Origin of the sequence: Geobacillus uzenensis (assembly GCF_002217665.1) — a bacterium.
Taxonomy (GTDB): domain Bacteria; phylum Bacillota; class Bacilli; order Bacillales; family Anoxybacillaceae; genus Geobacillus; species Geobacillus subterraneus.
On the sequence record NZ_NEWL01000006.1, the window covers coordinates 439,134 to 465,737 of the forward strand.

Annotated in this window: 31 protein-coding genes and 1 riboswitch; of the genes, 9 read left to right on the forward strand and 22 right to left on the reverse strand. The window is 53.8% G+C overall.

Translation table 11 applies throughout. From position 1 onward, the window contains the following. Nucleotides 1-51 precede the first annotated feature (51 nt). Nucleotides 52-156, reverse strand: a riboswitch (SAM riboswitch). 353 nt (nucleotides 157-509) lie between these two features. The 4 genes from glpK to B9L21_RS09640 all read right to left on the reverse strand — a co-directional run bounded on the left by glpK (nucleotide 510) and on the right by B9L21_RS09640 (nucleotide 3,942). Continuing rightward, nucleotides 510-2,003: a glycerol kinase GlpK gene (gene glpK / locus B9L21_RS09625; protein ID WP_063166187.1), complete on the reverse strand. Its 1,494-nt coding sequence runs from the start codon at nucleotides 2,001-2,003 to the stop codon at nucleotides 510-512. A 65-nt stretch (nucleotides 2,004-2,068) separates the two neighbouring features. Beyond that, the gene (locus B9L21_RS09630; RefSeq protein WP_063166188.1) at nucleotides 2,069-2,893 is read right to left on the reverse strand and encodes an MIP/aquaporin family protein; all 825 of its coding nucleotides are present in this window, start codon (nucleotides 2,891-2,893) and stop codon (nucleotides 2,069-2,071) included. A gap of 201 nt (nucleotides 2,894-3,094) precedes the next feature. Beyond that, nucleotides 3,095-3,496 carry a sporulation protein gene (locus B9L21_RS09635; RefSeq protein ID WP_063166189.1) on the reverse strand — a complete coding sequence of 134 codons (402 nt, stop codon included), beginning with the start codon at nucleotides 3,494-3,496 and terminating at the stop codon, nucleotides 3,095-3,097. Between the two features lie 194 nt (nucleotides 3,497-3,690). Then, entirely contained in the window at nucleotides 3,691-3,942 is a 252-nt protein-coding gene (locus tag B9L21_RS09640) for a hypothetical protein (protein ID WP_020959480.1), read from the reverse strand. A 322-nt stretch (nucleotides 3,943-4,264) separates the two neighbouring features. Between B9L21_RS09640 and cspD the strand changes: the two genes are divergently transcribed. Beyond that, complete coding sequence (gene cspD / locus B9L21_RS09645) at nucleotides 4,265-4,465, forward strand: cold-shock protein CspD (protein ID WP_003251474.1); 201 nt, start codon at nucleotides 4,265-4,267, stop codon at nucleotides 4,463-4,465. A 124-nt stretch (nucleotides 4,466-4,589) separates the two neighbouring features. Then, nucleotides 4,590-4,859, forward strand: coding sequence for a DUF2564 family protein (locus B9L21_RS09650; RefSeq protein WP_063166190.1), 270 nt, complete (start codon nucleotides 4,590-4,592; stop codon nucleotides 4,857-4,859). 463 nt (nucleotides 4,860-5,322) lie between these two features. On the opposite strand, the gene B9L21_RS09655 is transcribed toward B9L21_RS09650, so the two are convergent. Next, on the reverse strand, nucleotides 5,323-5,538 hold the full coding sequence (locus B9L21_RS09655; RefSeq protein ID WP_063166191.1) for a zinc-finger domain-containing protein: 216 nt from the start codon (nucleotides 5,536-5,538) through the stop codon (nucleotides 5,323-5,325). A 6-nt stretch (nucleotides 5,539-5,544) separates the two neighbouring features. Further along, entirely contained in the window at nucleotides 5,545-6,210 is a 666-nt protein-coding gene (locus B9L21_RS09660) for a ribonuclease H family protein (protein ID WP_063166192.1), read from the reverse strand. Nucleotides 6,211-6,442: 232 nt separating this feature from the next. Here B9L21_RS09660 and B9L21_RS09665 point away from each other — a divergent pair, with 232 nt between their 5' ends. Next, a complete protein-coding gene (locus B9L21_RS09665; RefSeq protein ID WP_063166193.1) occupies nucleotides 6,443-7,369 on the forward strand; it encodes a DMT family transporter in 927 nt (308 codons plus the stop codon). 297 nt (nucleotides 7,370-7,666) lie between these two features. Here the strand turns inward: B9L21_RS09665 and B9L21_RS09675 are convergent, their stop codons facing one another. Continuing rightward, nucleotides 7,667-8,143 (reverse strand): divergent PAP2 family protein, encoded by a 477-nt coding sequence (locus B9L21_RS09675; RefSeq protein WP_063166195.1) that lies wholly within the window; start codon nucleotides 8,141-8,143, stop codon nucleotides 7,667-7,669. A gap of 81 nt (nucleotides 8,144-8,224) precedes the next feature. Between B9L21_RS09675 and sspL the strand changes: the two genes are divergently transcribed. Continuing rightward, the gene (sspL, locus tag B9L21_RS09680) at nucleotides 8,225-8,362 is read left to right on the forward strand and encodes a small, acid-soluble spore protein L (protein WP_020959474.1); all 138 of its coding nucleotides are present in this window, start codon (nucleotides 8,225-8,227) and stop codon (nucleotides 8,360-8,362) included. 36 nt (nucleotides 8,363-8,398) lie between these two features. On the opposite strand, the gene acnA is transcribed toward sspL, so the two are convergent. Beyond that, the gene (gene acnA / locus B9L21_RS09685) at nucleotides 8,399-11,119 is read right to left on the reverse strand and encodes an aconitate hydratase AcnA (RefSeq protein WP_063166196.1); all 2,721 of its coding nucleotides are present in this window, start codon (nucleotides 11,117-11,119) and stop codon (nucleotides 8,399-8,401) included. Nucleotides 11,120-11,352: 233 nt separating this feature from the next. Between acnA and sspO the strand changes: the two genes are divergently transcribed. Next, a complete protein-coding gene (sspO, locus tag B9L21_RS09690) occupies nucleotides 11,353-11,502 on the forward strand; it encodes a small acid-soluble spore protein O (protein ID WP_008879509.1) in 150 nt (49 codons plus the stop codon). Between the two features lie 71 nt (nucleotides 11,503-11,573). Here the strand turns inward: sspO and B9L21_RS09695 are convergent, their stop codons facing one another. Further along, nucleotides 11,574-11,834, reverse strand: coding sequence for a hypothetical protein (locus B9L21_RS09695; protein ID WP_063166197.1), 261 nt, complete (start codon nucleotides 11,832-11,834; stop codon nucleotides 11,574-11,576). 127 nt (nucleotides 11,835-11,961) lie between these two features. On the opposite strand from B9L21_RS09695, the gene B9L21_RS09700 reads away from it, so the two are divergent. Further along, on the forward strand, nucleotides 11,962-12,108 hold the full coding sequence (locus B9L21_RS09700) for a small acid-soluble spore protein P (RefSeq protein ID WP_011230843.1): 147 nt from the start codon (nucleotides 11,962-11,964) through the stop codon (nucleotides 12,106-12,108). Nucleotides 12,109-12,578: 470 nt separating this feature from the next. Here B9L21_RS09700 and B9L21_RS09705 read toward each other — a convergent pair whose 3' ends face one another. After that, on the reverse strand, nucleotides 12,579-13,229 hold the full coding sequence (locus B9L21_RS09705; RefSeq protein WP_063166198.1) for a cell wall hydrolase: 651 nt from the start codon (nucleotides 13,227-13,229) through the stop codon (nucleotides 12,579-12,581). A gap of 354 nt (nucleotides 13,230-13,583) precedes the next feature. On the opposite strand from B9L21_RS09705, the gene B9L21_RS09710 reads away from it, so the two are divergent. Then, nucleotides 13,584-14,018, forward strand: coding sequence for a DUF2621 domain-containing protein (locus B9L21_RS09710; RefSeq protein ID WP_033023234.1), 435 nt, complete (start codon nucleotides 13,584-13,586; stop codon nucleotides 14,016-14,018). Nucleotides 14,019-14,287: 269 nt separating this feature from the next. On the opposite strand, the gene B9L21_RS09715 is transcribed toward B9L21_RS09710, so the two are convergent. The 3 genes from B9L21_RS09715 to B9L21_RS09725 all read right to left on the reverse strand — a co-directional run bounded on the left by B9L21_RS09715 (nucleotide 14,288) and on the right by B9L21_RS09725 (nucleotide 16,001). Further along, nucleotides 14,288-14,767 carry a CcdC family protein gene (locus B9L21_RS09715; RefSeq protein WP_409071359.1) on the reverse strand — a complete coding sequence of 160 codons (480 nt, stop codon included), beginning with the start codon at nucleotides 14,765-14,767 and terminating at the stop codon, nucleotides 14,288-14,290. Between the two features lie 103 nt (nucleotides 14,768-14,870). Continuing rightward, the gene (locus B9L21_RS09720) at nucleotides 14,871-15,227 is read right to left on the reverse strand and encodes a response regulator (RefSeq protein WP_063166199.1); all 357 of its coding nucleotides are present in this window, start codon (nucleotides 15,225-15,227) and stop codon (nucleotides 14,871-14,873) included. 66 nt (nucleotides 15,228-15,293) lie between these two features. Continuing rightward, a complete protein-coding gene (locus B9L21_RS09725; RefSeq protein ID WP_063167370.1) occupies nucleotides 15,294-16,001 on the reverse strand; it encodes a cytochrome c biogenesis protein CcdA in 708 nt (235 codons plus the stop codon). Nucleotides 16,002-16,171: 170 nt separating this feature from the next. Here B9L21_RS09725 and B9L21_RS09730 point away from each other — a divergent pair, with 170 nt between their 5' ends. Continuing rightward, a complete protein-coding gene (locus B9L21_RS09730) occupies nucleotides 16,172-16,351 on the forward strand; it encodes an aspartyl-phosphate phosphatase Spo0E family protein (protein WP_063166200.1) in 180 nt (59 codons plus the stop codon). A gap of 22 nt (nucleotides 16,352-16,373) precedes the next feature. Here B9L21_RS09730 and B9L21_RS09735 read toward each other — a convergent pair whose 3' ends face one another. The 8 genes from B9L21_RS09735 to yneA all read right to left on the reverse strand — a co-directional run bounded on the left by B9L21_RS09735 (nucleotide 16,374) and on the right by yneA (nucleotide 24,408). After that, on the reverse strand, nucleotides 16,374-18,152 hold the full coding sequence (locus tag B9L21_RS09735) for an ABC transporter ATP-binding protein (protein WP_063166201.1): 1,779 nt from the start codon (nucleotides 18,150-18,152) through the stop codon (nucleotides 16,374-16,376). A 20-nt stretch (nucleotides 18,153-18,172) separates the two neighbouring features. Beyond that, nucleotides 18,173-19,912 (reverse strand): ABC transporter transmembrane domain-containing protein, encoded by a 1,740-nt coding sequence (locus tag B9L21_RS09740; protein WP_063166202.1) that lies wholly within the window; start codon nucleotides 19,910-19,912, stop codon nucleotides 18,173-18,175. 125 nt (nucleotides 19,913-20,037) lie between these two features. Then, nucleotides 20,038-20,250 (reverse strand): YneF family protein, encoded by a 213-nt coding sequence (locus B9L21_RS09745; RefSeq protein WP_063166203.1) that lies wholly within the window; start codon nucleotides 20,248-20,250, stop codon nucleotides 20,038-20,040. Nucleotides 20,251-20,338: 88 nt separating this feature from the next. Then, the gene (gene sirA / locus B9L21_RS09750) at nucleotides 20,339-20,776 is read right to left on the reverse strand and encodes a sporulation inhibitor of replication protein SirA (RefSeq protein WP_063166204.1); all 438 of its coding nucleotides are present in this window, start codon (nucleotides 20,774-20,776) and stop codon (nucleotides 20,339-20,341) included. Nucleotides 20,777-20,961: 185 nt separating this feature from the next. After that, the gene (gene tkt / locus B9L21_RS09755) at nucleotides 20,962-22,971 is read right to left on the reverse strand and encodes a transketolase (RefSeq protein WP_063167371.1); all 2,010 of its coding nucleotides are present in this window, start codon (nucleotides 22,969-22,971) and stop codon (nucleotides 20,962-20,964) included. Nucleotides 22,972-23,093: 122 nt separating this feature from the next. Beyond that, nucleotides 23,094-23,324, reverse strand: a complete 231-nt coding sequence (locus B9L21_RS09760) for a DUF896 domain-containing protein (protein WP_063166205.1) — start codon at nucleotides 23,322-23,324, stop codon at nucleotides 23,094-23,096. A 98-nt stretch (nucleotides 23,325-23,422) separates the two neighbouring features. After that, complete coding sequence (locus B9L21_RS09765) at nucleotides 23,423-24,073, reverse strand: recombinase family protein (RefSeq protein ID WP_063167372.1); 651 nt, start codon at nucleotides 24,071-24,073, stop codon at nucleotides 23,423-23,425. Nucleotides 24,074-24,102: 29 nt separating this feature from the next. Next, on the reverse strand, nucleotides 24,103-24,408 hold the full coding sequence (gene yneA / locus B9L21_RS09770) for a cell division suppressor protein YneA (RefSeq protein ID WP_063167373.1): 306 nt from the start codon (nucleotides 24,406-24,408) through the stop codon (nucleotides 24,103-24,105). A gap of 157 nt (nucleotides 24,409-24,565) precedes the next feature. Here yneA and lexA point away from each other — a divergent pair, with 157 nt between their 5' ends. Then, entirely contained in the window at nucleotides 24,566-25,189 is a 624-nt protein-coding gene (gene lexA / locus B9L21_RS09775) for a transcriptional repressor LexA (RefSeq protein WP_063166206.1), read from the forward strand. A gap of 62 nt (nucleotides 25,190-25,251) precedes the next feature. Here the strand turns inward: lexA and glnA are convergent, their stop codons facing one another. Next, nucleotides 25,252-26,586 carry a type I glutamate--ammonia ligase gene (gene glnA / locus B9L21_RS09780; RefSeq protein ID WP_033010129.1) on the reverse strand — a complete coding sequence of 445 codons (1,335 nt, stop codon included), beginning with the start codon at nucleotides 26,584-26,586 and terminating at the stop codon, nucleotides 25,252-25,254. Nucleotides 26,587-26,604: the final 18 nt, after the last annotated feature.

Consider the following 26,604-nt stretch of genomic DNA (forward strand, 5'->3'; position numbering starts at 1 on the left):
TTCAATAAAAAACCCCCTTCCGCCTCGGAATGATGCGAAAGGGGATAGCCGTTCTTATCATCCAAAGCGACATCGCTTTGCGGGTGTTAGCACCTTGCCAGCGGCAGGTTGCTGTGGGGTCATCAAGCCCGTTCTCTCGCCCACTCTTGATAAGACGTATGTAATTTACCTCTTATGTTACCATAAGTGGGCAAAGGCAACAACTTTTTTGTTTATTCTGTCTACTTCAACCTTTGCGATGTTGACTGTTTGACGCTGAGACATAGACGAGACGACAGGCCGTTTCGTTTCTTCGCAGCTGTTGTGTTTCATTTTGTTTGAGCATTTAGCACATAGTTTTAGGAAATAGGATAGTGGCTTTCTCTCGTTTTTCGTGCCGCCCGCTAATAAATCGAAGCTTGTGAGGGCTTGCATTAGAACCGATTTCCGCTGCCAAACTGGCAACTGCGCCTCTCGTTTCAGCCACAAAAAAACGGACACCCTTAGCGAAGGGCATCCGTCTTCCCTTGTTATTTAAACGCCATCGCCGCCCGCACCGCTTTTTTCCATCCTTCATAGAGCGCGGTCCGCTTAGCGTCGTCCATCTTCGGCTCAAAGCGGCGTTCGAGCTGCCACTGAGCGGCAATGTTTTCGCGGCTGTCCCAATAGCCGACCGCCAGCCCGGCCAAATACGCCGCTCCGAGCGCCGTCGTCTCGTTAATGATCGGCCGCTCAACCGGCACAGCGAGCAAATCGCTTTGAAACTGCATCAATAAGTTGTTTTTCACCGCCCCGCCGTCGACGCGCAATGTCGTCAGCGGGAGGCCGGCATCCGCTTCCATGGCGGCGAGCACGTCTTTTGTCTGGTAAGCGAGCGATTCCAATGTCGCGCGGATGAAATGCTCTTTCGTCGTGCCGCGCGTGAGGCCGAACACCGCCCCGCGCACCTCGCTGTCCCAATACGGCGTGCCGAGGCCGACGAACGCCGGGACGACGTACACCCCATCCGTTGACTCGACTTTTTCCGCGTACGTCTCGCTGTCGGCCGCCGTTTTGATCATCCGCAAGCCGTCGCGCAGCCATTGAATGGCCGAACCGGCGACAAAGATGCTGCCTTCAAGCGCATATTCGACTTTGCCATCGATGCCCCAGGCGATCGTCGTCAGCAGCCCGTGTTTCGATTGGACCGCTTTTTCTCCCGTATTCATCAACATAAAGCAGCCGGTGCCGTACGTATTTTTCGCCATCCCTTCCGTAAAGCACGCCTGACCGAACAAAGCCGCCTGCTGGTCGCCCGCGGCTCCCGCGATCGGCACCTCCACGCCGAAGAAATGATACGGAACCGTTTTCGCGTATACTTCCGAGGACGGGCGCACCTCAGGAAGCATCGCCTTGGGCACGTTTAAAATTGCAAGCAGTTCGTCATCCCATTCGAGCGTATGAATGTTGAACATCAAAGTGCGCGATGCGTTCGAGTAGTCGGTCACATGGGCGCGGCCGCCGGATAACTTCCAAATGAGCCACGTGTCGATCGTGCCAAACAGCAGCTCGCCGCGCTCCGCCCGTTCGCGCGCCCCCTCGACATGATCCAAAATCCATTTCACTTTCGTTCCCGAAAAATAAGCGTCAATGAGCAGTCCCGTTTTTTCGCGAAACAGCGGATCATACCCTTTTGCTTTCAACTCGTCGCAAATATCAGCTGTCTGCCGCGATTGCCAAACGATGGCGTTGTAAATCGGGTTGCCGCTCTCTTTTTCCCAGACAACCGTCGTTTCCCGCTGGTTCGTAATGCCGATCGCCGCCACTTGTTCCGGCTTCACTTGCGCCTCGGACAAGACGCTGGCAATGACCGCAAGCACCGATCCCCAAATTTCGTTCGCGTTATGCTCGACCCAGCCGGGCTGTGGGAAATATTGAGTGAACTCTTTTTGCGCCATATGGACAATTTCCCCATTTCGGTTGAACAAAATGGCGCGCGAGCTCGTTGTACCTTGGTCAATGGATAAAATGTATTGGTCTGTCATGAACATTCCCCTCTCTTGTTCGATTTTTCTGCCTAGCAGCTCCTCCTCCAACGCCGGACGTTCTGTCAGGTCGAACGGCGTTCCGCTGCAGCTGATTCCCTCTCTTTTCGATGAACCATGCCGACCCCAGCCAGCACCGCCGCCGCGGCAATGAGCGCTCCCCATAGCGCCGGGCTTGCCTTGCCTAAAAACAGCGCTTTATACACCAAGCTGCCTAACGCGCCGCCAAGCAGCGGCCCGACAATCGGCACCCATGCATACGACCAGTTCGACGACCCTTTTCCCGGAATCGGCAGCAAAAAGTGAGCTAACCGCGGCCCAAAGTCTCGCGCCGGATTAATGGCATATCCGGTCGTACCGCCGAGCGACAGCCCAATCGCCACAATCAAAAAACCAACAACAAACGGATTGAGTCCATCGGCGAATCGGTTGGCGCCAATGGCCAAAATGGCCAGCACGAGCACAAATGTGCCGATGATTTCACTCAACAAATTGGCTGCCGGATTCGGCACGGCCGGTCCGGTCGCAAACACACCGAGTTTCACTGCTGGATCATCCGTTTCCTTCCAATGCGGCCAATAGTGAAGATAAACAACCGTCGCACCGGCCATCGCCCCAAGCACTTGGGCAATGACGTACATCGGTACATCTCCCCATGGGAAGTCGCCGCTCAACGCTAACGCCACCGTCAGCGCCGGATTGAGATGGGCGCCGCTGTACTTTCCGACCGCATAAGCGGCCACCGCCACCGCCAGCCCCCATCCCATCGTAATGACGATCCAGCCGGAATTTGCGGCATACGATTTCTTTAAGTTCACGCCGGCGCACACCCCAGCTCCGAAAATGATAAGCAGCGCCGTGCCGACGAGTTCTCCTAAAAATGGTGACATTTGCTCGCTTCCTCCTTTTCATTCGCGGTTTCTTCTTTTATTTCCTGCTTCGGCGGACCTTCCGGAAGGATGCCTGTTGGGCGAAAAACAAAAAACCCACACACTTCCCCCTAACAAGGGAACATGTGTGGGTCTCCGTTTCTCCGCCACAAACTCATTAACTTGTCTCTAGCATAGCGCAAATGTGTAAGCGTTGTCAACCTATTTTTTCGGCAAAATTTGCACATAGTCGAAGTCGAGCGTATCGACCGCGTCTTCGATATGAAGGCGGGTGATGAACCGGTACGACCGGCCCGGGCGCGATGGCGGCAAGGTTTCCGGAATCGTGTAGGAAAACGGGATTTCCTTTTTCTCGCTCGGCTTGATCGCGAACGCTCCGGCCGCCGGGATGACAGCCACGACCGCATCGCGCTCCTTGCCGTTTTCGATCGTTTTTTGCACAAGCTCGACGTCGAGCCGCTCGATCCTTTGTTCCACCGTTCCGCCGTAAATGTGGACGATCCCTTGAATCACTTCTCCTTGGCGCCATAACGATTTATTTAAGATCAAGTCGACGTGCGCCGACCCGACTCCGACTTTTGACATCATTTTGCGCAATAACACCGTAGTCACCTCTTTGTCTCTCTTGTCATATCATCATACGAAAAAACGAAGCCGCCTGTTTCAACGCGAGCCAAAAAAGAAACAGACGATGCTCTCGCGGCACGTCTGCCCCTGGGAGAAGCAGGGACGAATGCGGCTTGTTTTGTTACCGCTTACATTCGAGATTACCGCATTCGCCTTCCGCTGTCAATTGATTATTCGTACACATTTTCGTTCTCGATAATGTAGTCGATCCGGATGACCGGGACGTCTTGTTGCTCGACTTCCGCGACAATCAAGCCGACGCGATCGTTGTAGATGCAAAACGTGTCCTGCCCTTTGCGGAACGCTGATTCCCCGTACGAAAGAACCATGTGGTAAATTTTATTGTCGCTGAAATAACGGCGGCTCACCCGGTTGCCCAGCCGGACGATCACTTCTTGGCCCGCGATTTTTCCGCGGTACATCCGCTTCTCCCCCTTTTTGTCATTCCTATTCCAATGTATGGTTTTTTTCGGCCGTTCATGACTTTTTTCTCCTTCAGCCGCCCGTTTTCCTTTTCCATGCGGCGTTTTTTAGACGGGCAAGCCACTTTTTTCGGAAATTTCCTTTCTTTTGCTTGACGCGGTAACCTTCGGTAGTGTATAGTAAAGTCATCACATAACAGAATATATTTCAGGCATTCAGCACGAATACGCTTCTTGGATTGCTGTGGAGTATATTTTGTTATTTGATAAAAATCTTGAGGTTAGCCAAGCTGGCTAAAGGTATTAGGAGGAATTCAGTATTATGCAACGTGGTAAAGTAAAATGGTTTAACAACGAAAAAGGCTACGGTTTTATCGAAGTGGAAGGCGGTTCGGACGTATTCGTTCACTTCACGGCAATCCAAGGTGAAGGGTTCAAAACGTTAGAAGAAGGCCAAGAAGTTTCGTTTGAAATCGTACAAGGAAACCGCGGACCGCAAGCAGCGAACGTTGTCAAATTATAAGGCTTCGTTGACATAGACGAAAGAACGGGAGCGGAAACAAAAGGCACCTTAGTCAAGGTGCCTTTTTCCATTTCAATGCATAGATTCAGTCAAGAGGCAAACAATAGCAAAGGGAGGTGTTCATATGGCAAAACGCGATGCCGACGTACATACAGGGTACAACGATTTAAGACAAGTGGAAATGTTCGTCGAGACGGCAGAAAAAATGGTCGGTCAGGCGACAATGCAGCTTGATCCGGAAATGCTTGACCACGCGGAACAAGCGATCGAAAACGCCCGCCGCCAGCTTGCCCGCGCCCGGCAGGAAGCGACCGGCGTGGACGACGACGTTCTTGCCCGATGCGAACAAAAGTTGACCCGCGCTGAGCACCAGCTTCGCGAGGCGCAACAATAACCCGGGTCGGTCGGAGCTTCGCGAGGCGAAGCTCTTTTTGCTGCCGGCCTCTTCGGGCGCACTTCCCCCGCTTCGCCCGCCGGGCGAAGCGCTTTTCGCTACGCTGCCGCGCCATCCCCGCCGCCTGCCGCCCCTAGAAGGCTGGGGAAAAACAGCGACCGCCCCTAGCGGACGCCGGATGACGTGAAACGAGAAGCTGATGTCACAAGGTTTCTCCATTTGAGAAACAAGGCGGTGAAGCAACCTGCTCCTTTCATCACCGGTCTTCTAGAAGATCGGTGAAAATCACTGTTTCCTCAACATGAATCGTTTTGGAAAGCTTCCGCTATTTACAACAGTGAAACGTCGTTTGACACCGTATGATCGGCTAAATCACCGCTCTTCTAGACGCGCAAAAACGCCGGTTGCCCCCCATCGGCCGCACAAACCGCGTAAGAGAAACACCGCCTGTTCCCATCGCCTGTCATTGGCGCGGCCGCGGCGGTGCGGAAAGCAGCATCTCCCCGTACTGCCGCATTTGTTCCCCGACCGTGCATTGCTGGATGCAAAACGATTGGGCGTACGTTTTGCCGTACTCTTTCCGGAACGTGCTTTTTAAAAAGCAGCCATCGCAGTACGTTTCCTCCAGCCAAGCGATTTGGTCCAATATTTCTTTCCGTCGGTTTCGCTTCTTTCCCATCGACCCTTACCCTTTCTCCGTCAATTCCATTCGGCTCGTGATCAGCTGTCCGTCGAGCGCTTGGCGCGCGAGCGAATCCGCCTCTTTATTTTGCTTGCGCGAAATCGGCTCATACGCCGGCTGAATGCCAAGGTCGCGCATTTTTGCTTCAATGCGGTCAAGCCAAGCGTTATAATCGTCTTCCAAACACGGCCAGTCGCCTGACAGCTGTTTTAACACAACATGAGAGTCGCCGCGGAACGTCACTGGCAAATGGCGGACGCCAAGCTCCTCAAGCAGCTGCATCACAAACCAAAACGCCGCATATTCCGCTTCGTTGTTCGACTTGATTTCGCCGAGCTGGCGGTTGGCGCGCAGCCGGTAGCGGTGGTCATTTTGCTTATAATACACGACCGCGCCGACGCCGCCTTGAGCCGTCTCATGGTCAAACCCGCCATCAAAATACGCTACGACGTCATGCGGCTCGCTTTCGATTTCCTTCAGCAGCTTCTCGAGCTCTTTTTTCGACCACGCGGTCCCATTTCGGTCGACGAACTCAAGCGCCTTCGTCCGCCCGGTTTTTTCAAAATCGTCAGCCAACCGAAGCGACTCTTGGGCATCGATCCAATCTGATACGAGAACGGTTTCTTGCTTTTTCGGCGTGATATATGTCCAATGGATTTGCACATCCAACGGTCGTCACCCTTCCGCGTTGCGATGATCGAAGCTGATTTTTATTTTACCACACTTCCGCCCTTGTTCATTACCTATTTTTATGCACGATGAACGGTTGTATCAACCGTTTTGTGCTGCCGCCCACCCTTTTTCCAAAAAAGTATGTTTTTTTCGGCGCATTTATGATACACTAGCGGCTAGCAGCCGATCAAATGGCTCGACGTGAACAGACAAACAAGGAGGAATCGAATTGAAGCAGCAAACCGTCGCCGATCTTAGTTTGCTGGCGGTGGCGTTCGTCTGGGGGGCGACGTTTGTCGTCGTCCAAAACGCCATTTCCTTTTTAGAGCCGTTATCGTTTAACGCCGTCCGCTTCAGTTTGGCCGGCTTGTCCTTGTTCGCATGGACGGTCATCGTTTCCCGCCCGCTGCTCGGCCAGTTATCATGGCGGATCGTCGGCGCCGGGGCTTGGATGGGGCTGTGGTTGTTTAGCGGCTATGCGTTCCAAACGGTCGGGCTTTTGTATACAACTTCCTCGAAAGCAGGCTTTATTACCGGGCTGAGCGTCGTGCTCGTGCCGCTGTTTTCGTTTTTGATGCTAAAGCAAAAACCGACCGCAAATGCAGCTGTCGGAGCGGTGCTCGCCGCCTTCGGTTTATATTGGCTGACGGGCGGAGCCGAGCTGTCATTCAACCGCGGCGACGTCTTCGTCTTCTTTTGCGCCATTTCCTTTGCCATGCACATTCTTATCACCGGTCAATATTCGTCACGTTATTCGACATTGCTGTTAACGATGGTGCAAATTTTTACCGTCGCTGTCCTCTGTTTCATCTTTGCTTTTTGGTTTGAGGAGGCGACAAACATGTGGAACACGGCGGTGCTCCGCCGTCCGGAAGTGTGGGGGGCGCTCGCGATCACCTCGCTATTGGCGACGACAGCCGCCTTTTTCATCCAGACAAAGGTGCAAAAATATACGACGCCAACCCGCGTGGCGCTCATTTTCGCTACGGAGCCGGTGTTCGCTGCTCTGACCGCCTATCTTTGGGCCGGCGAGCGGCTGTCGCCGTCTGCTTGGCTCGGCGGCATCGCCATTTTGGCCGGCATGATCCTCTCTGAACTTCCAAGTGCACGCTTATGGGGGAAACGGTGGCGGGAAAAACGGAACATCTCCTCATAGCAACAAAAGCTGTCCTGCATGAAAGGCGGGACAGCTTTTTTCGCATTGGGCGTCACTGTCCATCATCCCAGCAGCGAACCGATCCACGTCTGCAACGTTTCTCCGCTTGAAAAACGAAAGGACGGCGCTTCCTTGCTCGTTCACTTGCCGGCCTTCCCGAAAGACGGTGAAAAACACGTTTTTCTAAGGGAAAAAGAAACATGGCGTCCATCCTGCTTTCCAAATTAAGAAATGGCATAATGCAGCTTCATTGTCCGGTCCATCTCATCCTCCCGAAGCGCCAATGCCTCATTCGCTTCATCGTCTAGCCTTTCGCCGGCGGCGGCACGTCCAATGGGAAACAGCGCCAGTCACGATCCCAAGAAGCACCCCGCCGACGACTTCGATCGGCTCGTGGCCGAGGCGGGCGCGGAGCTGTTGCTGCCGTTTTTTGTATACGGCCTGTTGCGGATCGTCTTCGAGCTTTTTCACCTCTTCGGCAAGCTCGTTCAGGCGCAAGGCGAGTTCGCCCGCCTGGCGCCGCACTCCTTGCGCATCGTACATGACGATCAATCCGAACAGCGCGGCGAGCGCAAAATCAATCGTCCGCATCCCCCGCTCTAACGCGATAAACGTCGCCAACGCCGAAACGCCGGCGGAGTGGGAGCTCGGCATTCCCCCTGTTTCGAAAAACAACCGCCAATTCCACCGGCCTGTCTCAAGCTGTTTGATCGGGATCTTTAAAAACTGTGCCAGCGCGATCGTTGCGAGCGCCGTTTTTAACCCTTTGTTCATCACTCTTCCCTCCTTTGCCGGCCGTGCTTTGCTTATATTTTCACCTAGACCGGCCATACTATCCAAGTGGAGGTGAAAACGATGGCGAAAAACGGCGGCCGCAATCGCGGCACGAAGGCGCCGGGCGTCAACCCGCAAGGCTTCGGCCAAGACGGAACGCTTACTCCGGACCCGAAAAGCAAGCTCGAAAACGCGGCGAAAAAGCTCAACACAAAATAAAGCAGGCTTCCCGGTGCGGAAGCCTGCTTTTTATAGTTATTGCTTCACCTTCGCCAGTTTTTCGCGCAGCACCATTTGCAAAATGCCGCCATGGCGATAGTAATCGATTTCCACTTCACTGTCGAAGCGGACGATCACTTCAAACTCTTTTTTCTCGCCCGTCTCTGGGTTTGTCGCCGTCACTTTGACGAGGTCGCGCGGTTTGACGCTCTCATCGATCTGGACTTCGAACACTTCTTTGCCCGTTAAGCCGAGCGTTTCTGCGTTTTCGCCTTCTTTGAATTGAAGCGGCAAGACGCCCATCAAGACGAGGTTCGAGCGGTGGATGCGCTCAAAGCTTTCGGCGATGACCGTCTTGATGCCGAGCAAGAATGTTCCTTTCGCCGCCCAGTCGCGCGAGCTGCCCATGCCGTAGTCTTTGCCGGCAACGACGACAAGCCCGGTGCCGTCCTGTTTATATTTCATGCACGCGTCATAAATCGACATCACTTCACCCGTCGGCCAGTACGTCGTGTAGCCGCCTTCCGTGCCCGGCGCGATTTGGTTGCGGATGCGGATGTTGGCAAACGTGCCGCGCATCATCACTTCATGGTTGCCGCGCCGCGAACCGTATGAGTTGAAGTCTTTCGGCTCGACGCCTTTCGAAATCAAATATTGGCCTGCCGGCGTGTTTTTCCCGATCGAGCCGGCCGGGGAAATGTGATCGGTCGTGACCGAGTCGCCGAACTTGCCGACGACGCGCAAGCCGGTAAGCGGCTCGACTTTGCGCACATCCGGAGACAGCCCTTCAAAGAACGGCGGATTTTGGATGTACGTCGAGTTTTCGTCCCATTGGTAGAGCGGCTCGTCCGTCGTTTCGATGGCGTTCCAGCGCGGATTGCCGTCGAACACGCGCTCATATTCTTTGCGGAACAGTTCCGGATCGACCGCCCGTTTGACGACGTCTTTCACTTCTTCCATCGACGGCCAAATGTCGCGGAAGTAAACGTCATTGCCGTCTTTTCCTTTGCCGATCGGCTCGTTCAGCAAATCAATATCGACCGTGCCGGCAAGCGCATAGGCGACGACAAGCGGCGGCGACGCCAAATAGTTGCCTTTCACCAGCGGATGGATGCGGCCTTCAAAGTTCCGGTTGCCGGACAGGACGCTTGTGACAAGCAAATCGCTTTCAGCAAGCGCTTTTTCCAGCTCTGGCGCAAGCGGGCCGGAGTTGCCGATACATGTCGTGCATCCGTAGCCGACGACGTTGAACCCAAGCTGCTGGAGATACGGAAGCAAGCCCGAGTCGCGCAAATAGCCGGTGACGACTTTCGAGCCCGGCGCGAGCGACGTTTTGACGTATTTCGGCACCGTGAGGCCGTTTTCCACCGCTTTTTTCGCCACCAAGCCAGCCGCCACAAGGACGTACGGGTTCGACGTATTCGTACAGCTTGTGATCGCCGCGATGACGACGGCACCTGTTTTTAATTTCACTTGTTCGCCGTTCAGCTCGACCGTAATTTCCCGCTCCAAGTCCGCTTCCGTCAAGCCAAAGCCTTGGTTGCCTTGCGGCGCTTTCACCGCGTCGCGGAACGACTGTTTCATTTTCGAGAGCGGAATCAAGTCTTGCGGCCGTTTCGGGCCAGACAAGTTCGTTTCAATTTCCGACAAGTTGATTTCCACAACATCCGTAAACACCGGCTCCGGTGCATCCGGCGTGTAGAACAAACCGTTCGCTTTGCAATACGCTTCGACGACTTGAACGTGATGTTCGTCGCGGCCGGTCAAGCGCAAATAGTCAAGCGCTTCAGCGTCGACCGGGAAGAAGCCGCACGTTGCCCCGTATTCCGGCGCCATGTTGGCAATCGTCGCCCGGTCGGCAAGCGGCAAAGTCGCCACTCCTGGTCCGAAAAATTCAACGAATTTGCCGACGACGCCTTTTTTCCGGAGCACTTGCGTCACCTTAAGCGCCAAGTCGGTGGCCGTCGCTCCGTCCGGCAGCTTGCCTGTCAGGCGGACGCCGATGACTTCCGGCACCGGGAAGTACGACGGTTGGCCGAGCATGCCGGCTTCCGCTTCAATGCCGCCGACTCCCCAACCGAGGACGCCGAGGCCGTTGATCATCGTCGTATGCGAGTCCGTGCCGACAAGCGTATCCGGGAACGCTTCGTACTCGCCGTTCTCCCCTTCGACCGCGTGAACGACGCTTGCCAAATATTCCAAGTTCACTTGGTGGACGATCCCCGTTGCCGGCGGAACGGCACGATAGTTGTTAAACGCTTTTTGCGCCCATTTCAAAAACTTGTACCGTTCGGCGTTCCGTTTGAATTCCAAATCCATGTTGTACTCCAGCGCATCGTCTGACCCGTAGCGGTCGACTTGCACCGAGTGGTCGATGACGAGATCGACCGGAATTTCCGGGTTGATTTCGTACGGATCGCCTCCCAAATCGGCCATCGCTTTGCGCATCGAAGCCAAATCGACGACAGCCGGCACGCCGGTGAAGTCTTGCAAAATGACGCGCGACGGCTTAAACGGCACGTCGATGTCTTTCATTTCCGGCGTTCCCCATTTCGCCAAGTTTTCGACGTGCTCTTTCGTGATGACGCGGCCGTCGACTTGGCGGAGCACCGATTCAAGCAATACTTTGATCGAGTACGGCAGGCGGCTCACCTGGCCGATGCCCGCTTCTTCAAGCGCTTGCAAACGGTAATAATTGTATTTTTTACCGTTGACTTCGAATGAAGAGCGGGCGTTGAACACATCTTGTTTCGCCATATGTATAACCCCCTTCACTTCATAATAATACTATACTATTTTTTCGCACAAAAGTCGAAAAAATAGCATGAATTCTCCCAATCCCCATAAAGTTCGGCACGACTTTATCTTATTATAGAACAGCACAAGTTGTAAATAATGATTTCCATCATTTCGCCATTTTCATGCCTGACAGCGGCTGAAAAGGAATAAGGGGCCCGTTTCGTCGCAAACTAGAAGCGGAGGTGAAACGAATGGCAAAGCGAAAAGCAAACCACGTGATCCCTGGCATGAACGCCGCCAAAGCGCAAGGGATGGGCGCCGGCTACAACGAAGAGTTCTCGAATGAACCACTGACAGAAGCACAGCGCCAAAACAACAAAAAACGAAAAAAGAACCAATAGCGTGGCGGCCGTTCCGCCATCCCGGCTTGCCATAGCCATCAGAAAAGGGAATGTCCGCCGCCGGCATTCCCTTACTCATCTTGGTTGATCTCTGCGACAATTCCTTGCAAATCGTTGCGGAATTTCTCGAGCTGAACGCGCTGCGTTTCGGAAGCGACCTCGAGCGCGTTTTCGATTTGGGCAAACGCCTCATTCACTTCTTGCCGCAAATGGGCTAACTGGTGGCCGTAGTCGGCCTGGTCGCGCACTAAATGGTCGTGCCATTCCTTTGCTTCCATCGTCGCCTTTTGCGCCGCCTGAAACGCATCTTGCTTCGTTTTATGATATACCATGGCTCGTTCCTCCTTTGCGATCATGCCCATTGTTCACTACTTATCGTTTCAAACCGCCGGCAAATTATACACCGAATAAGCGGCAGCCATCGTCGGCATGCTAATCAACAAAAGGAGGGACAAGGCGATGACGAACAAAAACGACGGCAAAGACATGCGCAAAAACGCGCCAAAAGGCGACAACCCCGGGCAGCCGGAACCGCTTGACGGCTCAAAAAAGGTGAAAAACCGCAATCATACGCGGCAAAAGCATAATACAAGCCACGACATGTGAGTGCCTTGGCAACCAGCGGCGCTTGGCGCTTCTTTTTTCCTGCAAAGAGGAAGCCCGCGCCGCTTCTATCGTCCTAAAGACGGCCGGCATGGCGACCCGCACATAAGAAACCATCACGCCTAAAAGTTTACATAACATATTTATTGTTTATTCAAAAACCTATTTCGCCAGTTTCGGACAGCACCTATATACCGTTCACTCTTTCATGCGGTTTCAAGCGGACCAAACCTCGGCTCTTTCACCGCAAGCTGAACGGGAAGCTTTAGGGACCCCTTCTTGCGGCAACAGCGGGGCATGTGCAGACCGTGATCGTTGTTGGTTCCGCCCTAACCAGCCCTAAACGAAGCGTCCCCCTCACTCGACAGCTATGGCCGTCTTCTCTCCCATCGCGGCAGCTGTCATCAAACCGAGGCCCGCTTTGGTGATGTTTTTTGTCAGGACCGAAAAAAAGAGGCCCCATTCGGCCCCGTTTACTTTGCAAAGACGTGATGTCCGATGCGAATCGTCACCGGACGCGACAGCATCCATTTGTCTTTCGTGATTTTCGGATTATAGAAATAAAGCGAACCACGGCGGTCGTTTGGGAAGAGAGCAAGCGCCTTGTCCACCGCCTCGTAATCTTGCTTCGTCGGTTGAATGCGGGTCAATTTTCCTGTTTTGACCGGCACAAACGCATAGCCCGATTTTGTTTTTTGATAAATGACGCCGCGCACTGTCTTCGGAAACTCTGGATGCTTCGTGCGGTTGAAAACGACGAGCGCCACCTCCACTTTGCCGGCAAACGGCTCGCTCGAACCGGTCTCCGCCTGCACCAATTGAGCGAGCAGCTTCCGGTCGGCGGCGCTCAATGAAACCCCCTTTTTGTTTGCGGACGCTGTCGTTGTCGTTTTCGCTGCAGCCGGCACTTTCAACTTCTCACCAATATAAATCATGTCGCTTTTTAACCGATTTAACGACTTTAGCGTCGTAACAGTTGTATGATATTGTTTGGCGATCCTTGACAACGTATCGCCTTTTTTCACTTGATAGTATGTATACGAGCCCGCGGCTTCCGCCGATGGCGCCTGCCAGCCGAATGCCATGCAACAAGCGGCAGCGAGCGCGACAATCGTTTTTTTCATTCCTTCGATCCCTCCCGACCACAGTATTTCGACCTGCTTTGTTTGTCTACTAGATTAGCAGGCAACAAGAAGAATGTCACTGTCTATCATTTCCATTGACGCCGACTGCCATCACCCGAGCGCTTGATGTTCTAAGACGAGACAGGCTTTTTTACAGTTGCATTACAGTTGCGTTACGATTGATGACAGACTAGAACAGCTGCTTTCCGCCCGTCTTTCAGGCTCTGAGAGCGGCGGGTCGAAACTTGCCAAACCGTGCGCTTTTCGACATAATAATAGACGAGCTTGTATGAACCGCTTGGCTGCCAGCAACGGCCTGGCGGCAAACTACCGATGATCGTTGAGGTGGGCATCGTGCTGACCGGATGGTTTCTTTGGTTTATTTTGTTTTGGGTCGTCTTTTTGCTTGTCATGATGTCGATCGGCGGCTTTTTTATGTTCCGCAAGTTTTTAAAACGTTTGCCGAAGGAAGACGGAAAATCGGAGCTTGACTGGCAGGAGTATTACATCGAACAGACGCGCCATTTATGGGGAGAGGAAGAAAAGGCATTGCTTGAGGAGCTCGTCCGCCCTGTGCCGGAGCTGTTCCGCGATGTGGCACGGCAAAAGATCGCCGGCAAAATCGGCGAGCTTGCCTTGAAGGAACAAGCCCCCCGCATCACGCGCGATTTGCTCATCCGCGGCTATATTATCGCTACGCCAAAGCGCGACCATAAGTTTTTAATCCGGACGTTGCAAGCGAAAAACATCGATCTTGCCCCGTATCAACATTTGCTGGAAAGCCGCTGACCGTCCCGCCCTTTAAGCCGGATGTCAGCGGCTTTCGTCCGTTTTGGCCACGCAACTCCTCCGGCGTGGCAGAAAGGTGTTAGGCGGCAATAAACTAAAAAAATGGCCAAAACCATTGGCCTCCTGCAAAAGGCAAAGTACACCGCCATGAAGCTGTTTGGTGCGTATGTAGTATAGTGAAAGAGGGTGTCCCGTTGCTTTTGGGACACCCTCCTTGATCTTCCCGGAAACCTCCCGCTTCAACATGGCACATACAAGCGGGGAGAACGTCAAGTGAGCACCGGAGGCTTCAGCTGCGCCGCCAACTTTTTATACGACACATACATGGCGATCCGCCACGGGACGATCATGGAAAAAGCGAGCAAATAAAACATGCCGCTTAGTTGGCCATAGTCGATCGTCCGCCCTAAATATGTCTTCAAACCGAAGCGGATGGCGATCAAGCCGAGCAAAATCCAAATAAACGCCTTTGAGCGCTTTAAGTAAATGTCGTGGCCGCGAACTTCGAATTTCGACGTTTTAATGAGAAATAATGAGAAAAACATGCCGAGTATCACCGCTTCAACGAGCTCTCCGCGCGTAACGCGGAACACCGGATCGATGAACATGAGCGCCCCGGTGCTCATAAACAGCGGCGGCAAAAGAATTTTTTTCGCGTTCGTCGGCTTTTCCGCTGCTTTCATGCGCACAAAAAAGACGAAAAACGTCATCACAATGGCGATGAGCGATGTAACAAGCGCCAAAGCCATCACCTTCTTCCCGCAAAATTCATAGGCAACGCTATTATTATAGCAAAAACTCCTCCACTTGCCTATCATCCCCCCTTCAAACGCTCCGTCGGCGCCAGGCTGTCTATAAAAGGCGGGCGACCGCCTCGAGCACGCGGCTTTCCTCAAACGGTTTGACAATAAAGTCGGCGGCGCCCGCTTCAATCGCCTCGACGACCATGCGTTGCTGCCCTAGCGCTGAGCAAATAATGATTTTCGCTCCCGGGTCGATTTCCTTGATCGCCCGCACCGCTTCGATTCCGTTCATGACCGGCATAGTAATATCCATGATGACTAGCTCCGGGCGCAGCCGGCGGTACAGTTCGACCGCTTCTTTGCCGTTTTCCGCCTCACCGGCTACCGTATGGTCCGCTTTTTGCAATATGCGCGCCAACGTCACCCTCATAAACTTCGCATCATCCACAACCAAAATGGCAGCCATCTTTCCATCGTCCCCCCGAACGGTTTTATATTCGCAGCGGCCGTCCAAAAAGCCGCTTCATTCCCGCTAGAAGCCGGTAAATCCACCGAATAGGCTTGTCGTGTAGGCAATGATTTTCGTCATCCAGTCAAAATAAAGGACGACCCCCATCGCCATCATGACATATCCGCCCGCTTTCATAATGGACGCACTATGGCGGCGAATCCATTGCAGTTTGCCGATAAAAAACGACAAAATGAAAAACGGGACAGCAAAACCGAGCGTATAGGCGAGCATATACATCATCCCTGAGCCCGGATTGGCCGCCGCGAGAGCGATCACCGCCACTAAAATCGGCCCCATGCACGGCGTCCAACCGGCAGCGAACGCCATTCCAATCAGCACCGAGCCGGCATAGCCCGACGGCCGCTCACGAAACGAAATGCGCCGGTCTTTTAACAAAAAGGCCGGCTTCCACAGCCCGGCGACAACGAGGCCGAAAGCGACGATCACAACGGCGCCGATTTGGCGGATTGCATCTTGATAGTCGGCAAACAGCCGGCCAAGAAACGACGTGCCGAAGCCGAGCGAAATGAAAATGAGCGAAAACCCGAGCAAAAAACAGAGCGTATGCCATAAACTGCGGCGATTCAGCATCGCATTTTCCTCTTTCAGCTCGCCGACCGACACCCCGGTAATATAGGACAAAAACGCCGGGTAAAGCGGCAGACAGCACGGGGAAATAAACGACAAAAACCCGGCGCCAAACGCTAAAAATATATTCAAATCATTCATCGCTAAATCAGCCCCTACCTCATTTTTTACTTTTATTTTAGCAAAAATCCGTTCTTCCGTAACGTGTTTCTCATTTTCCCTGGTCAATTTTTCTATTTTCCCTTTTTGCGTTCATTGGTAAAATAGTATAAAATACAATACACGACATTGATGAAAAGGACGGTTTATTCGTGCCGAAACGTAATCTCTTAACCTTGATCGAACAAAAACGGATGGAACTTGTCGACACCGTAGCAAAGACGGGATTAAACTCCGCAGCGGCGATGAAAGTGAGCAGGGAGCTCGACACGCTGCTGAACGCCTATCAGCGCGAGCAAGTGAAACAACGAAAACAAAGCGCCTCCCGCTAAGCGGGAAAAGGCGCTTTTTTCTTTACGCACGGACGTCGACCAGCCCGTTTTGCAGCAAGTACATTTGATAGTATAGCCCTTTTTGTGCCAACAGCTGCTGATGCGTACCGCGTTCAACAATTTCACCGCGGTGGAGGACAAAAATTTGGTCGGCGTCTTGAATCGTCGACAGACGATGGGCGATGGCAATCGTCGTCCGCCCTTTCCGCATTTGCGCCAATGCTTCTTGAATCGCTTCTTCCGTTTCCGTATCAATATGGGCGGTCGCTTCATCAAGCAGCAATATTTTCGGATCGGCCGCGATCGTGCGGGCGAATGAAAGAAGTTGGCGCTGTCCGCTTGATAACGTCGCCCCCCGCTCAGCAAGCACATGATCGTACCCGCCTGGCAATTGTTCAATAAATGCATCGGCCTGCACGAGGCGGGCGGCGGCCTCAAGCTCTTCGTCGCCTAATTGCTCGTTATACATGCGAATGTTCTCTCTCACCGTCCCGTAAAACAAAAACGGATCTTGCAAGACGAGACCGAGCGAGCGGCGCAGCTCGGCGCGCGAATAATCGCGGATCGACCGGCCGTCAAGCAAAATATCGCCGCGGTCAAATTCATAAAACCGCATAAGCAAATTGATGATCGAGCTTTTGCCGCTGCCCGTATGGCCGACAAACGCCACCGTCTGTCCCGGACGGATCGTAAATGACAGCCGTTTTAGCACATCGCGCTTGCCATCATATGAAAAGCTGACATCGCGGAACTCAATTTCCCCGCGTTCCACCGCATACGGCGCTTGTTCCGGATTGAACGGCGCCTCTTCATCATGGTCAAGGAGCGCAAAGACGCGGGAGGCGGAAACGATCGCTTGCTGGTAGAGCGACAATCGCATCATCATTTGCGTCACCGGCTCAAAAAAGCGTTCCAAATAGTTGACAAACGCGTACAGCACCCCGATCTCGACCGGACTCTCAAGCGCCGAAACGCCAAAAAAGCTGAGCACGACCATGATCGCCAACATGTAGATAACATCGATCGCCGGCCGAAGCAATAGTCCGTCAAGGCGAATGTTTTTCATTCCCGCTTCGTAATGCGCCTCATTCACAGCGGCAAACTCTTGGTACAAGCGGTGCTGCTGGCGGAACGCTTGAATGATGGCCATCCCTTGCAGCGACTCATTCAATTTGGCGTTCAGCTCGCTCAGCCGTTCGCGCATCTGTTGGTAAAACACCGAACTGTAGCGGCGGTACGTTTTCATAATGAATCCGATGGCCGGGATAATGAACAGACAAAACAGTGCAAGCCGAACGTTGAGCGAAAACATGGCGATAAAAACACCAATGACAAACAAACCGTTTTGTACAAACACCGCTAAAACGCTAATAAACATGTCTTTGATGGCTTCCGTGTCATTCGTCACCCGCGAGACAATGCTTCCGCCCGGCGTCCGGTCAAAGTAGCTCATCCCGAGCCGATGCACTTTGGAAAAGACGTCCATCCGCAACGCTTGGATAATGTATAAGGCGAGCCGCTGAAACCCGACAAGCTGGAAATACCAAATGACCGTTTTCCCGACGAGCACGCCGAGATAGGCGGCAGCTAGCGCCGTCACCGGTCCCGGAGCGAGGCGGTTCGGCATCAAATAATCGTCGATAAACACTTTCACCAAATACGGGCCGGCCAGCTCCCCCGCGGTCGCCAGCAGAAGGAGCGCGAAGGCGAGCGCGGCCTCTTTTTTGTATCGCCCCATATACGCGAGCAGCCGCCAGAGGACGCGCCGCTGCTCTTTGGCCGTCAATGTTTGTTCGTTCATACGCCCCCTCCTATCCGTCGTCATTCCACAAGCGCCTCAAGCTGTTGGCGCCGGTACATCTCACGATACCAGCCGTCTTCAGCCATTAAGTCTTCGTGCGTCCCCGCTTGGATGACGCGGCCTCCATCGAGGACGAGAATCCAATCAGCGTGCTCGACCGCGCTTAAACGATGAGCAGCTATGATCGTCGTTTTCCCGCGCCGCTCCTGCTTTAACGCCGTTAAAATCCGCTCTTCCGTTTTCGCATCGACCGCCGACAGCGCATCGTCTAAAATGAGCAGCTCCGCGTCGATCAGCAGCGCGCGAGCGATCGACAGCCGCTGCTTTTGCCCGCCGGACAGCGAGACGCCGCGCTCACCGATGACCGTCTCGTAGCCGTCCGGGAACTGAAGAATATCCTCGTGAATGTCAGCCAGCTTTGCTGCGTTGACGATTTCCTCCTCGCTCGCCTCCGGCTTGGCAAAGGCGATGTTATTGCGGACAGAGGCAGAAAAAAGAAAATGATCTTGCGGCACATAGCCGATCGCCATCCGCAAGGCAGAAAGCGTATAGCGGCGAATGTCGCGGCCGTCGAAACGAATGTCGCCGTCATAGTTGTCAAACTCGCGCAACAACAGGCGCAGCAGCGTCGTTTTCCCGGCTCCGGTTTTGCCGACGACGCCGAGCGTCGCCCCGCGTTCAAGCCGGAAGCGGACATCGACAAGCGCCGGTTTTGCCTCGCCCGGGTAGGCGAACTGGCGGATGTCATATTCGATGCTCCCTCGCGGCGGGACGGCAAGCGCGCCCGGCATTTCCTTGATCTCGTCGTCTTCAGCGAGCAGCGCCCGCACCCGGTCATATGAAGCGCGCCCGCGCTCGACAATGTTAAACAGCCAGCCAAACGCCAGCATCGGCCAAATGAGCAAGCCAAGGTACGTCGTAAACGACACGAGTTCGCCGATCGTCAACTCGCCGCCAACGACCATCTGACTGCCGAACGCAACAGCAAGAAAAAACGACAGCCCGACAAGCAGCCCGATCGTCGGATCGAAGAGCGCATCAATTTTGGCCACCGCAATGTTTTTCGCTGTGACGTCTTCCGATTGGCGGCGGAACGCTTCCACATCCTTTTCTTCATAGCCGAACGCTTTGATGACGCGGATGCCGCTCATGCTTTCTTGCACTTTATCATTCAGCGACGAAAACGCTTCTTGCGCCGTTAAAAACCGCCGGTGGAGCATCGTCCCATAGCGGCTTGTCGCTATGGCCATCACCGGCAGCGGAAGCAAGCTGACCAACGTCAGCTTCCAGCTGATCGAAAACGCCATCGTCGCCAGCACAAACCCGCCGAGCATCACCGAATCAACGAGCGTTAAAATGCCGCTTCCAGCCGTTTGCTGGATCGCCTGCAAATCGTTGGTGGCATGGGCCATTAAATCGCCGATCCGCTTCCGCTGGTAAAACGCCGGCGCCATTTTCGTAAAATGGGCGTACAGCTCGTTGCGCAGCTGGCGGGCGAGCTTGACAGATGAGCCGAAAATGCAAATGCGCCAAGCGTAGCGGAGCACATAGAGCGCTCCGGCGATGACAGCGAGCGCGGCCATCCAACGAATGAGCACTTCTTTCGTCATCGTGCCGTTTTGCATATGGTCAACTAAAATGCCGATCACTTTCGGCGGGATCGTTTCCAAAAAGGCAACGATCACAAGCAATAGAACACCGGTGATATACGCCTTTTTCTCTTGGCGAAAAAACCAGAACAAATCACGGAACACGCTCATGCAGTCCGCTCCCCCCTTCGTTCAGCTAACGGACAATCGCCATATTATTGTAACAAAACTAGAAAAATTTTGAAATAACATTTTTCCAAAATAAAAAGACACTCTCAATCGAGTGTCCGTTTCGCTTATTTCAGCTGGTTGTTCATCATTTTCATCATTTGATTGATTTTCTTTTGCGACGGGGTCATGCCCATTTGCATCATCATCATGCGGATCATTTGTTCATTGATCGGCGGATTTTTCTTCAAATAATTGATCATCGTTTTGCGGGCGATGAAAAACCCGAGCGCCACACCGGCGATCAGCGCCAGCACACCAACGAGAATCGTGTCCCACATACAGCGATTTTCCTCCTTCTTGTTGTCTCCCTAACAGTGTACTAAACGATGTGCCATTAGACAATATTTCACGGCAAAAATCTTCACGTTACGCGAATTTTCTTCCTTGCGCCGGCGCAGACAGCCAATAGTAGTCGGCAAAATCAGCAGCGACCGCCAAAAACGACGGCGCTAGGTTGGCGAGCGCCCGGCCGATGTCGGCAGCCAACGGCGCGCTGTCACAGACAAGAAGCAGGCGGCGCTTTTGCACGACAAGCAGCGCTTCCTCACCGTCGTCATTTTGCAAAATGAACATGTTGCGCTCTAAATTTTTGCCGACACGCCCGATAAAATATTGCTTTAACCCTAACTCAAGACGCGAAAACGACAACTGTTCGGTAATAAATTCGACTTGCTTGCGGCAAATCGTTTTCAACGGCGCCTTCGCATACTGATGTTCCCGAAGCAATTCGACGACTTTTTCCGTCCGATGGCGGTAGTGCGTCGCCACCTCATCATTTAATAAATATATCCAATAGCGAACCATGCCCCATCCCCCATTTCTGTTCATCTATTTCTATTATAGAAAAGAAAAGGGGAAAAATATGTCTACTAACGGCAATTTTTTTCACTAACATTGTCGATTTTTGTTTACAGGACCAGCCGACACAAATCGATCAAAAAAAAGCCGCCCTTGCGCCGTTGCAAGGGCAGCCTGTTGTCACGGCCGTTTCATTGCTTGCCAAGCAGCGTTTTCACGCGACGGACGACGTTGTCAACGGTAAATCCGTACTCGGCCATGATCGTTTCTCCCGGAGCGGAGGCGCCAAACCGATCGATGGCTAAAATGTCGCCTTCTGCACCGACGTAGCGCTCCCAGCCGAGCGAGGCGCCCATTTCAATGGCCAGCCGCTTCGTCACCGCCGGCGGGATCACTTCATCGCGGTACGCTTTCGGCTGCGCTTCAAAACGATCCCACGATGGCATGCTGACGACGGAAACGTGAATTCCTTCAGCGGCGAGCGCTTCTTGCGCTTTTACCGCCAAGCTGACTTCCGATCCGGTCGCCAAGAGCAGCGCCTCGGGAGCGCCGTTTTTCGCCGGCGAGACGACGTAGGCGCCTTTTTTCACGCCTTCATACGCCAGATCAGCCGTTGTCGAAAGCGTCGGTATGTCTTGGCGCGTCAGAACGAGCGCGGTCGGCTTGTCCGTCGATTCAACTGCCAGCCGCCATGCCGCCGCCGTTTCGTTCGCGTCAGCCGGTCGGATGACTGACAAGTTCGGCATCGCCCTTAAGGAAGCGAGCTGTTCGATCGGCTCGTGCGTCGGGCCGTCCTCGCCGACGGCGATGCTGTCGTGCGTCAACACATACGTGACCGGCAATCCCATGAGCGCTGCTAACCGGATCGCCGGGCGTAAATAGTCAGAGAACACGAAGAACGTGCCGCCGAACACTTTCACCCCACCATGGAGCGCCATGCCGTTTAACGCCGCTCCCATGGCAAATTCACGCACCCCAAACCAAATGTTGCGCCCTTCATAACTGCCCGGCAGGAAATTGCCGCCGCCTTTGATGAGCGTTTTGTTCGAGCTTGCCAAGTCGGCTGAACCGCCAAACAATTGCGGCACCGCTTTGGCGATGGCGTTGATCACTTCCCCGGAAGAGGACCGGGTCGCCAAGCTTTTTCCGGCTTCATACACCGGCAGCGCAGCTTCCCAGCCGTCCGGAAGCTTCCCTTCGATCGCCTGCTTCAGCTGGGCGGCCAGCTCTGGATGCGCCTGCTCGTAAGCAGCCAGCTGTGCGTTCCATTCCGCTTCTTTTTTCGCCCCGGCTTCTTGCACCGTTTCCCGGAAATGGGCATACACTTCTTCCGGCACGTAGAAATCTTCGGCGAACGTCCAGCGGTATGCCTCCTTCGTCAGTTTCGCCTCTTCAGCGCCGAGCGGAGAGCCGTGAACGCCGGATGTGCCCGCTTTTGTCGGCGCGCCGTAACCGATCGTCGTTTTCACTTCAATGAGCGTCGGCCGGTTGAGGTCAGCCCGCGCCTCTTCAAGCGCTTTGGCGATTTCATCAATGTTGTTGCCGTCTTCGACGCGCAAATATTGCCAGCCGTATGCTTGGAAGCGTTGGGCAACGTTTTCTGAGAACGACAAATTCAGTTCCCCGTCTAGGGAGATGTCGTTCGAGTCATACAGGACGATCAAGCGGCCAAGCTGCAAATGGCCAGCGAGTGACGCGGCTTCGCTCGCCACCCCTTCCATTAAATCGCCGTCGCCGCAAATGGCGTACGTATAATGATCGATTATATCAAACCCGTCGCGGTTGTATGTAGCCGCCAAATGCCGTTCGGCCATCGCCATGCCGACTGCCATTGCGATTCCTTGGCCGAGCGGACCAGTCGTCGCTTCCACTCCCGGCGTATGGCCGTATTCCGGATGCCCTGGCGTTTTGCTTCCCCATTGGCGGAACTGCTTCAAGTCGTCCATCGATACGTCGTAGCCGCTTAAATGAAGCAAGCTGTAAAGCAGCATCGACCCGTGTCCCGCTGACAGGACAAACCGGTCGCGGTTAAACCAGTTTGGGTTCGCCGGATTATGGTTCATAAATTTCGTCCAAAGCGTGTACGCCATCGGCGCCGCGCCCATCGGCATGCCGGGGTGCCCGGATTTCGCCTTTTCGATCGCGTCAATCGACAGCGTTCGAATGGTGGTAATCGCTAATTCTTCGATCGAATGCGCCATCGTTTTCCTCCCTTTCATCAACATGGTGTCACTTACTATCATATAGAAAATTGACTTCCTTGTACAACGATATTTTCACTGTCAGAAAAAAACAGGGCGCTCCCGCCCTTCTTGCCCGCCGCTTAATGAAGGCGACGGCGCTGACTTTCCTTCAATTTTTTTGGCGTCACGTCATTGCCGTTCGGGTCGATGACCGTCACCGTATGAAGCATATCGGTCATCGCTTTGCGGAACGCCTGAATGTATTCGCGGCGCAGCTTTGCCTGCTCGATCGTTTCTTCCGCCGACAGGCCGGACGTTTTCGCCTTTTTGGCCAGTTCGTTGATGCGGGCTAATTTTTGTTTCGAAAGCATTGGTTATCTTCTCCCATCTGTCGCATCGCTATTCTGTTTTATCTTATTCGATCGGACAGGCTAATGGCAACGGAGAAACCTTGGCCGTCTTGCGCGGCCTAACGACGTTCCTGTTCGTCCATATACTCTTGATAGCGGCGATGGACAGTCGCTTTGGACGCCGCGTAGCCAAAGCTTCGGAGCGTCGCGGCGATGTCCGCAAACGTCAAGCCGCTCCCGCGCAGGCGGACGATCTCTTCGACCGGAAGCTCGATCCGATCGCGCCCGGCGTTTTCGCCACGGCGCGTTAAGTTCCGCTCCGGACGGTAGCCGCGGGCGATGGCCCGCTGCATGCCGCGCTTAATTTTCGCATTATGTATTTTCCGCTGGTACTCCTCGACGATGGCGATGATCGACAACACCATCTCATCAGCCTCTGACAGCGGCATCTCCCCGCGGTGGCTAGCGCTGTATATTTTCACTCCCCTTTTTTTCAGGCAGTGCAGCACCGCCATGCGCGCATGGCCGCGTCCGAGCCGCGTTTCATCTTGAATGAGCAAGGCGTCGACCGCCCCTTCTTCACAAAGCGCAAGCAGCTCGAGCACCCCGTCACGGTCAGCTTCGTAGCCGCTCGCCTGCTCGGCGATCACTTTAACGACGTCAAAGCCGCACTCTTTGGCTAGCTTCTCCAGTTCGGCGCGCTGCCGTACAAGCGACGTTTCCTGCTCCGTTTTATCCGTGCTGACGCGGCAGTAAATGACCGCCTTCATGGCCAAAGCACATCCCCCCCTTCTTTCTGTTACCGCTTGACAGCCAATGAGCCGTCTTGCTCTGATTTTAACACAGGAATGACGATTTGTTCACCGGCGGTGAGGCGCGCGCTCGGCAAACGATTGACATCGACCACCCAGCGGATAAATTCATCCGGCGACAAGCCGTGCGCCGGCTCATACTGCTTCGCCAACCCCCAAAGCGTATCGCCGGAAGCGACCGTTACCGTCATGTATTCTTTTTTGTCAACCGGGCTGCTGGCATAAACAAACCCCGCCAAAACGAGCGTGAGCAAACATGAAAAAATGAGGTAGTGCAGCAACGTTTTCTTCATCTCCCCCACCCTTTTTTTAGAATATGTGTTCGCTTTTTCTTCATTATAGCCAAGAACGTTTGTTTGCGTCAACAAAAAAATTCGAACTTATGTTTGTTTTTCTATTCCCCCCATGCTATAATGAAAGCAAACGATGTGGCAAGAGGTGTGAAAAGGGATGACGAAACTGTCCAAACGCCAGCAACAAATTTTAGAATTTATCAAACAGGAAGTGAAAACGAAAGGCTATCCCCCGTCAGTAAGGGAAATCGGGGAAGCAGTCGGTTTGGCGTCGAGTTCGACCGTCCACGGCCACCTTGCGCGCCTAGAAAGCAAAGGGTTCATCCGCCGTGACCCGACGAAGCCGCGCGCCATTGAAATTTTGGACAGCGATCTGACGAAAGAAAGAGAAAAAGAGGAGGTCGTTTCCGTGCCGGTGATCGGCAAGGTGACGGCCGGCCAGCCGATCACTGCCGTCGAAAACATCGACGACTATTTCCCGCTGCCGAAACGGCTCGCGGCCGGCGAGGAACAGCTGTTTATGCTTGAAGTGATGGGTGACAGCATGATCGAAGCCGGCATTTTGGACGGCGACTACGTGATCGTCCGCCAGCAGTCGTCGGCCAATAACGGCGACATCGTCGTCGCCATGACGGAGGAAAACGAAGCAACAGTGAAACGGTTTTTCAAAGAAAAAGACCACATCCGCCTGCAGCCGGAAAACGCCCATCTCGAACCGATCATCGTCCGCGACTGCACGATTCTCGGCAAAGTGATCGGCGTCTATCGCCTGATCGACTAAGGGTCCGGCCGGCGCCGCGCGCCATAACAAAAGCTGCCCCGTTTGTCGGGGCAGCTTTTCGATTAGTACAGCTCCATATATTGGTCCAACTCCCATTGATGGACCGTTGTCCGATACATATCCCACTCGATTTCTTTCGCTTCGACGAAATGCTCGAATAAATGTTTGCCGAGCGCTTGGACGATCACCTCGTCCGATTTTAAGTTGTCGAGCGCTTCGATCAGCGTTGCCGGCAAATCGACAATCCCTTCCTCGAGCCGCTCTTCTTTCGTCATGACGTAAATGTTTCGGTCAACCGGCGCTGGAGGAGTGAGCTTGTTGCGAATGCCGTCAAGCCCGGCTGCCAACAGCACAGCCATCGCCAAGTACGGGTTCGCCGCCGGATCGACGCTGCGCACTTCAATGCGCGTGCTCATGCCGCGCGAAGCTGGAATGCGGATAAGCGGGCTGCGGTTGCGCGCCGACCAGGCAACATAACATGGCGCCTCATAGCCCGGAACGAGCCGCTTGTACGAGTTGACCGTCGGGTTGGTCACCGCTGTAAAGTTCGGCGCATGCTTCAGCACGCCGGCGATAAACTGGCGGGCCGTATCGCTCAACTGCAAATCGCCGTTCGGGTCAAAAAAGGCGTTTTCGTTGTTGCGGAACAGCGACAAGTTGCAGTGCATTCCCGAACCGTTAATGCCAAAAATCGGCTTCGGCATAAACGTCGCGTGCAGCCCATGTTTGCGGGCGATCGTTTTAACGACGAGCTTAAACGTTTGAATGTCGTCGCATGCTTTGATGGCATGGGCGTATTTAAAATCGATCTCGTGCTGGCCCGGGGCGACTTCATGGTGCGACGCTTCAATTTCAAAGCCCATCTCCTCAAGCTCAAGCACGATATCGCGCCGGCAGTTTTCCCCTAAGTCGGTCGGCGCCAAGTCGAAGTAGCCGCCGCGGTCGTTCAGTTCCATCGTCGGACGGCCATTTTCATCGAGCTTAAAGAGGAAAAACTCCGGTTCCGCTCCCAAGTTGAACGCCGTAAAGCCGAGCGCTTCCATCTCTTTCAACACGCGCTTTAAATTGTAGCGCGGGCAGCCTTCAAACGGCGTGCCGTCCGCATTGTAAATGTCGCAAATAAAGCGGGCGACTTTTCCTTTTTCCGACGTCCACGGGAAGATGACAAACGTGTCCAAATCCGGATACAAATACATGTCCGATTCTTCGATGCGGACAAACCCCTCGATCGAAGACCCGTCAAACATCATTTTATTATTGAGCGCTTTCTCAAGTTGGCTGATCGGGATTTCGACGTTTTTGATCGTCCCCAAAATATCGGTGAATTGCAGGCGAATGTACTTGACGTTTTCTTCTTTGACGATGCGCATAATGTCTTCGCGCGTATATTTTGCCATGTTGAAACTCCTCCCCGG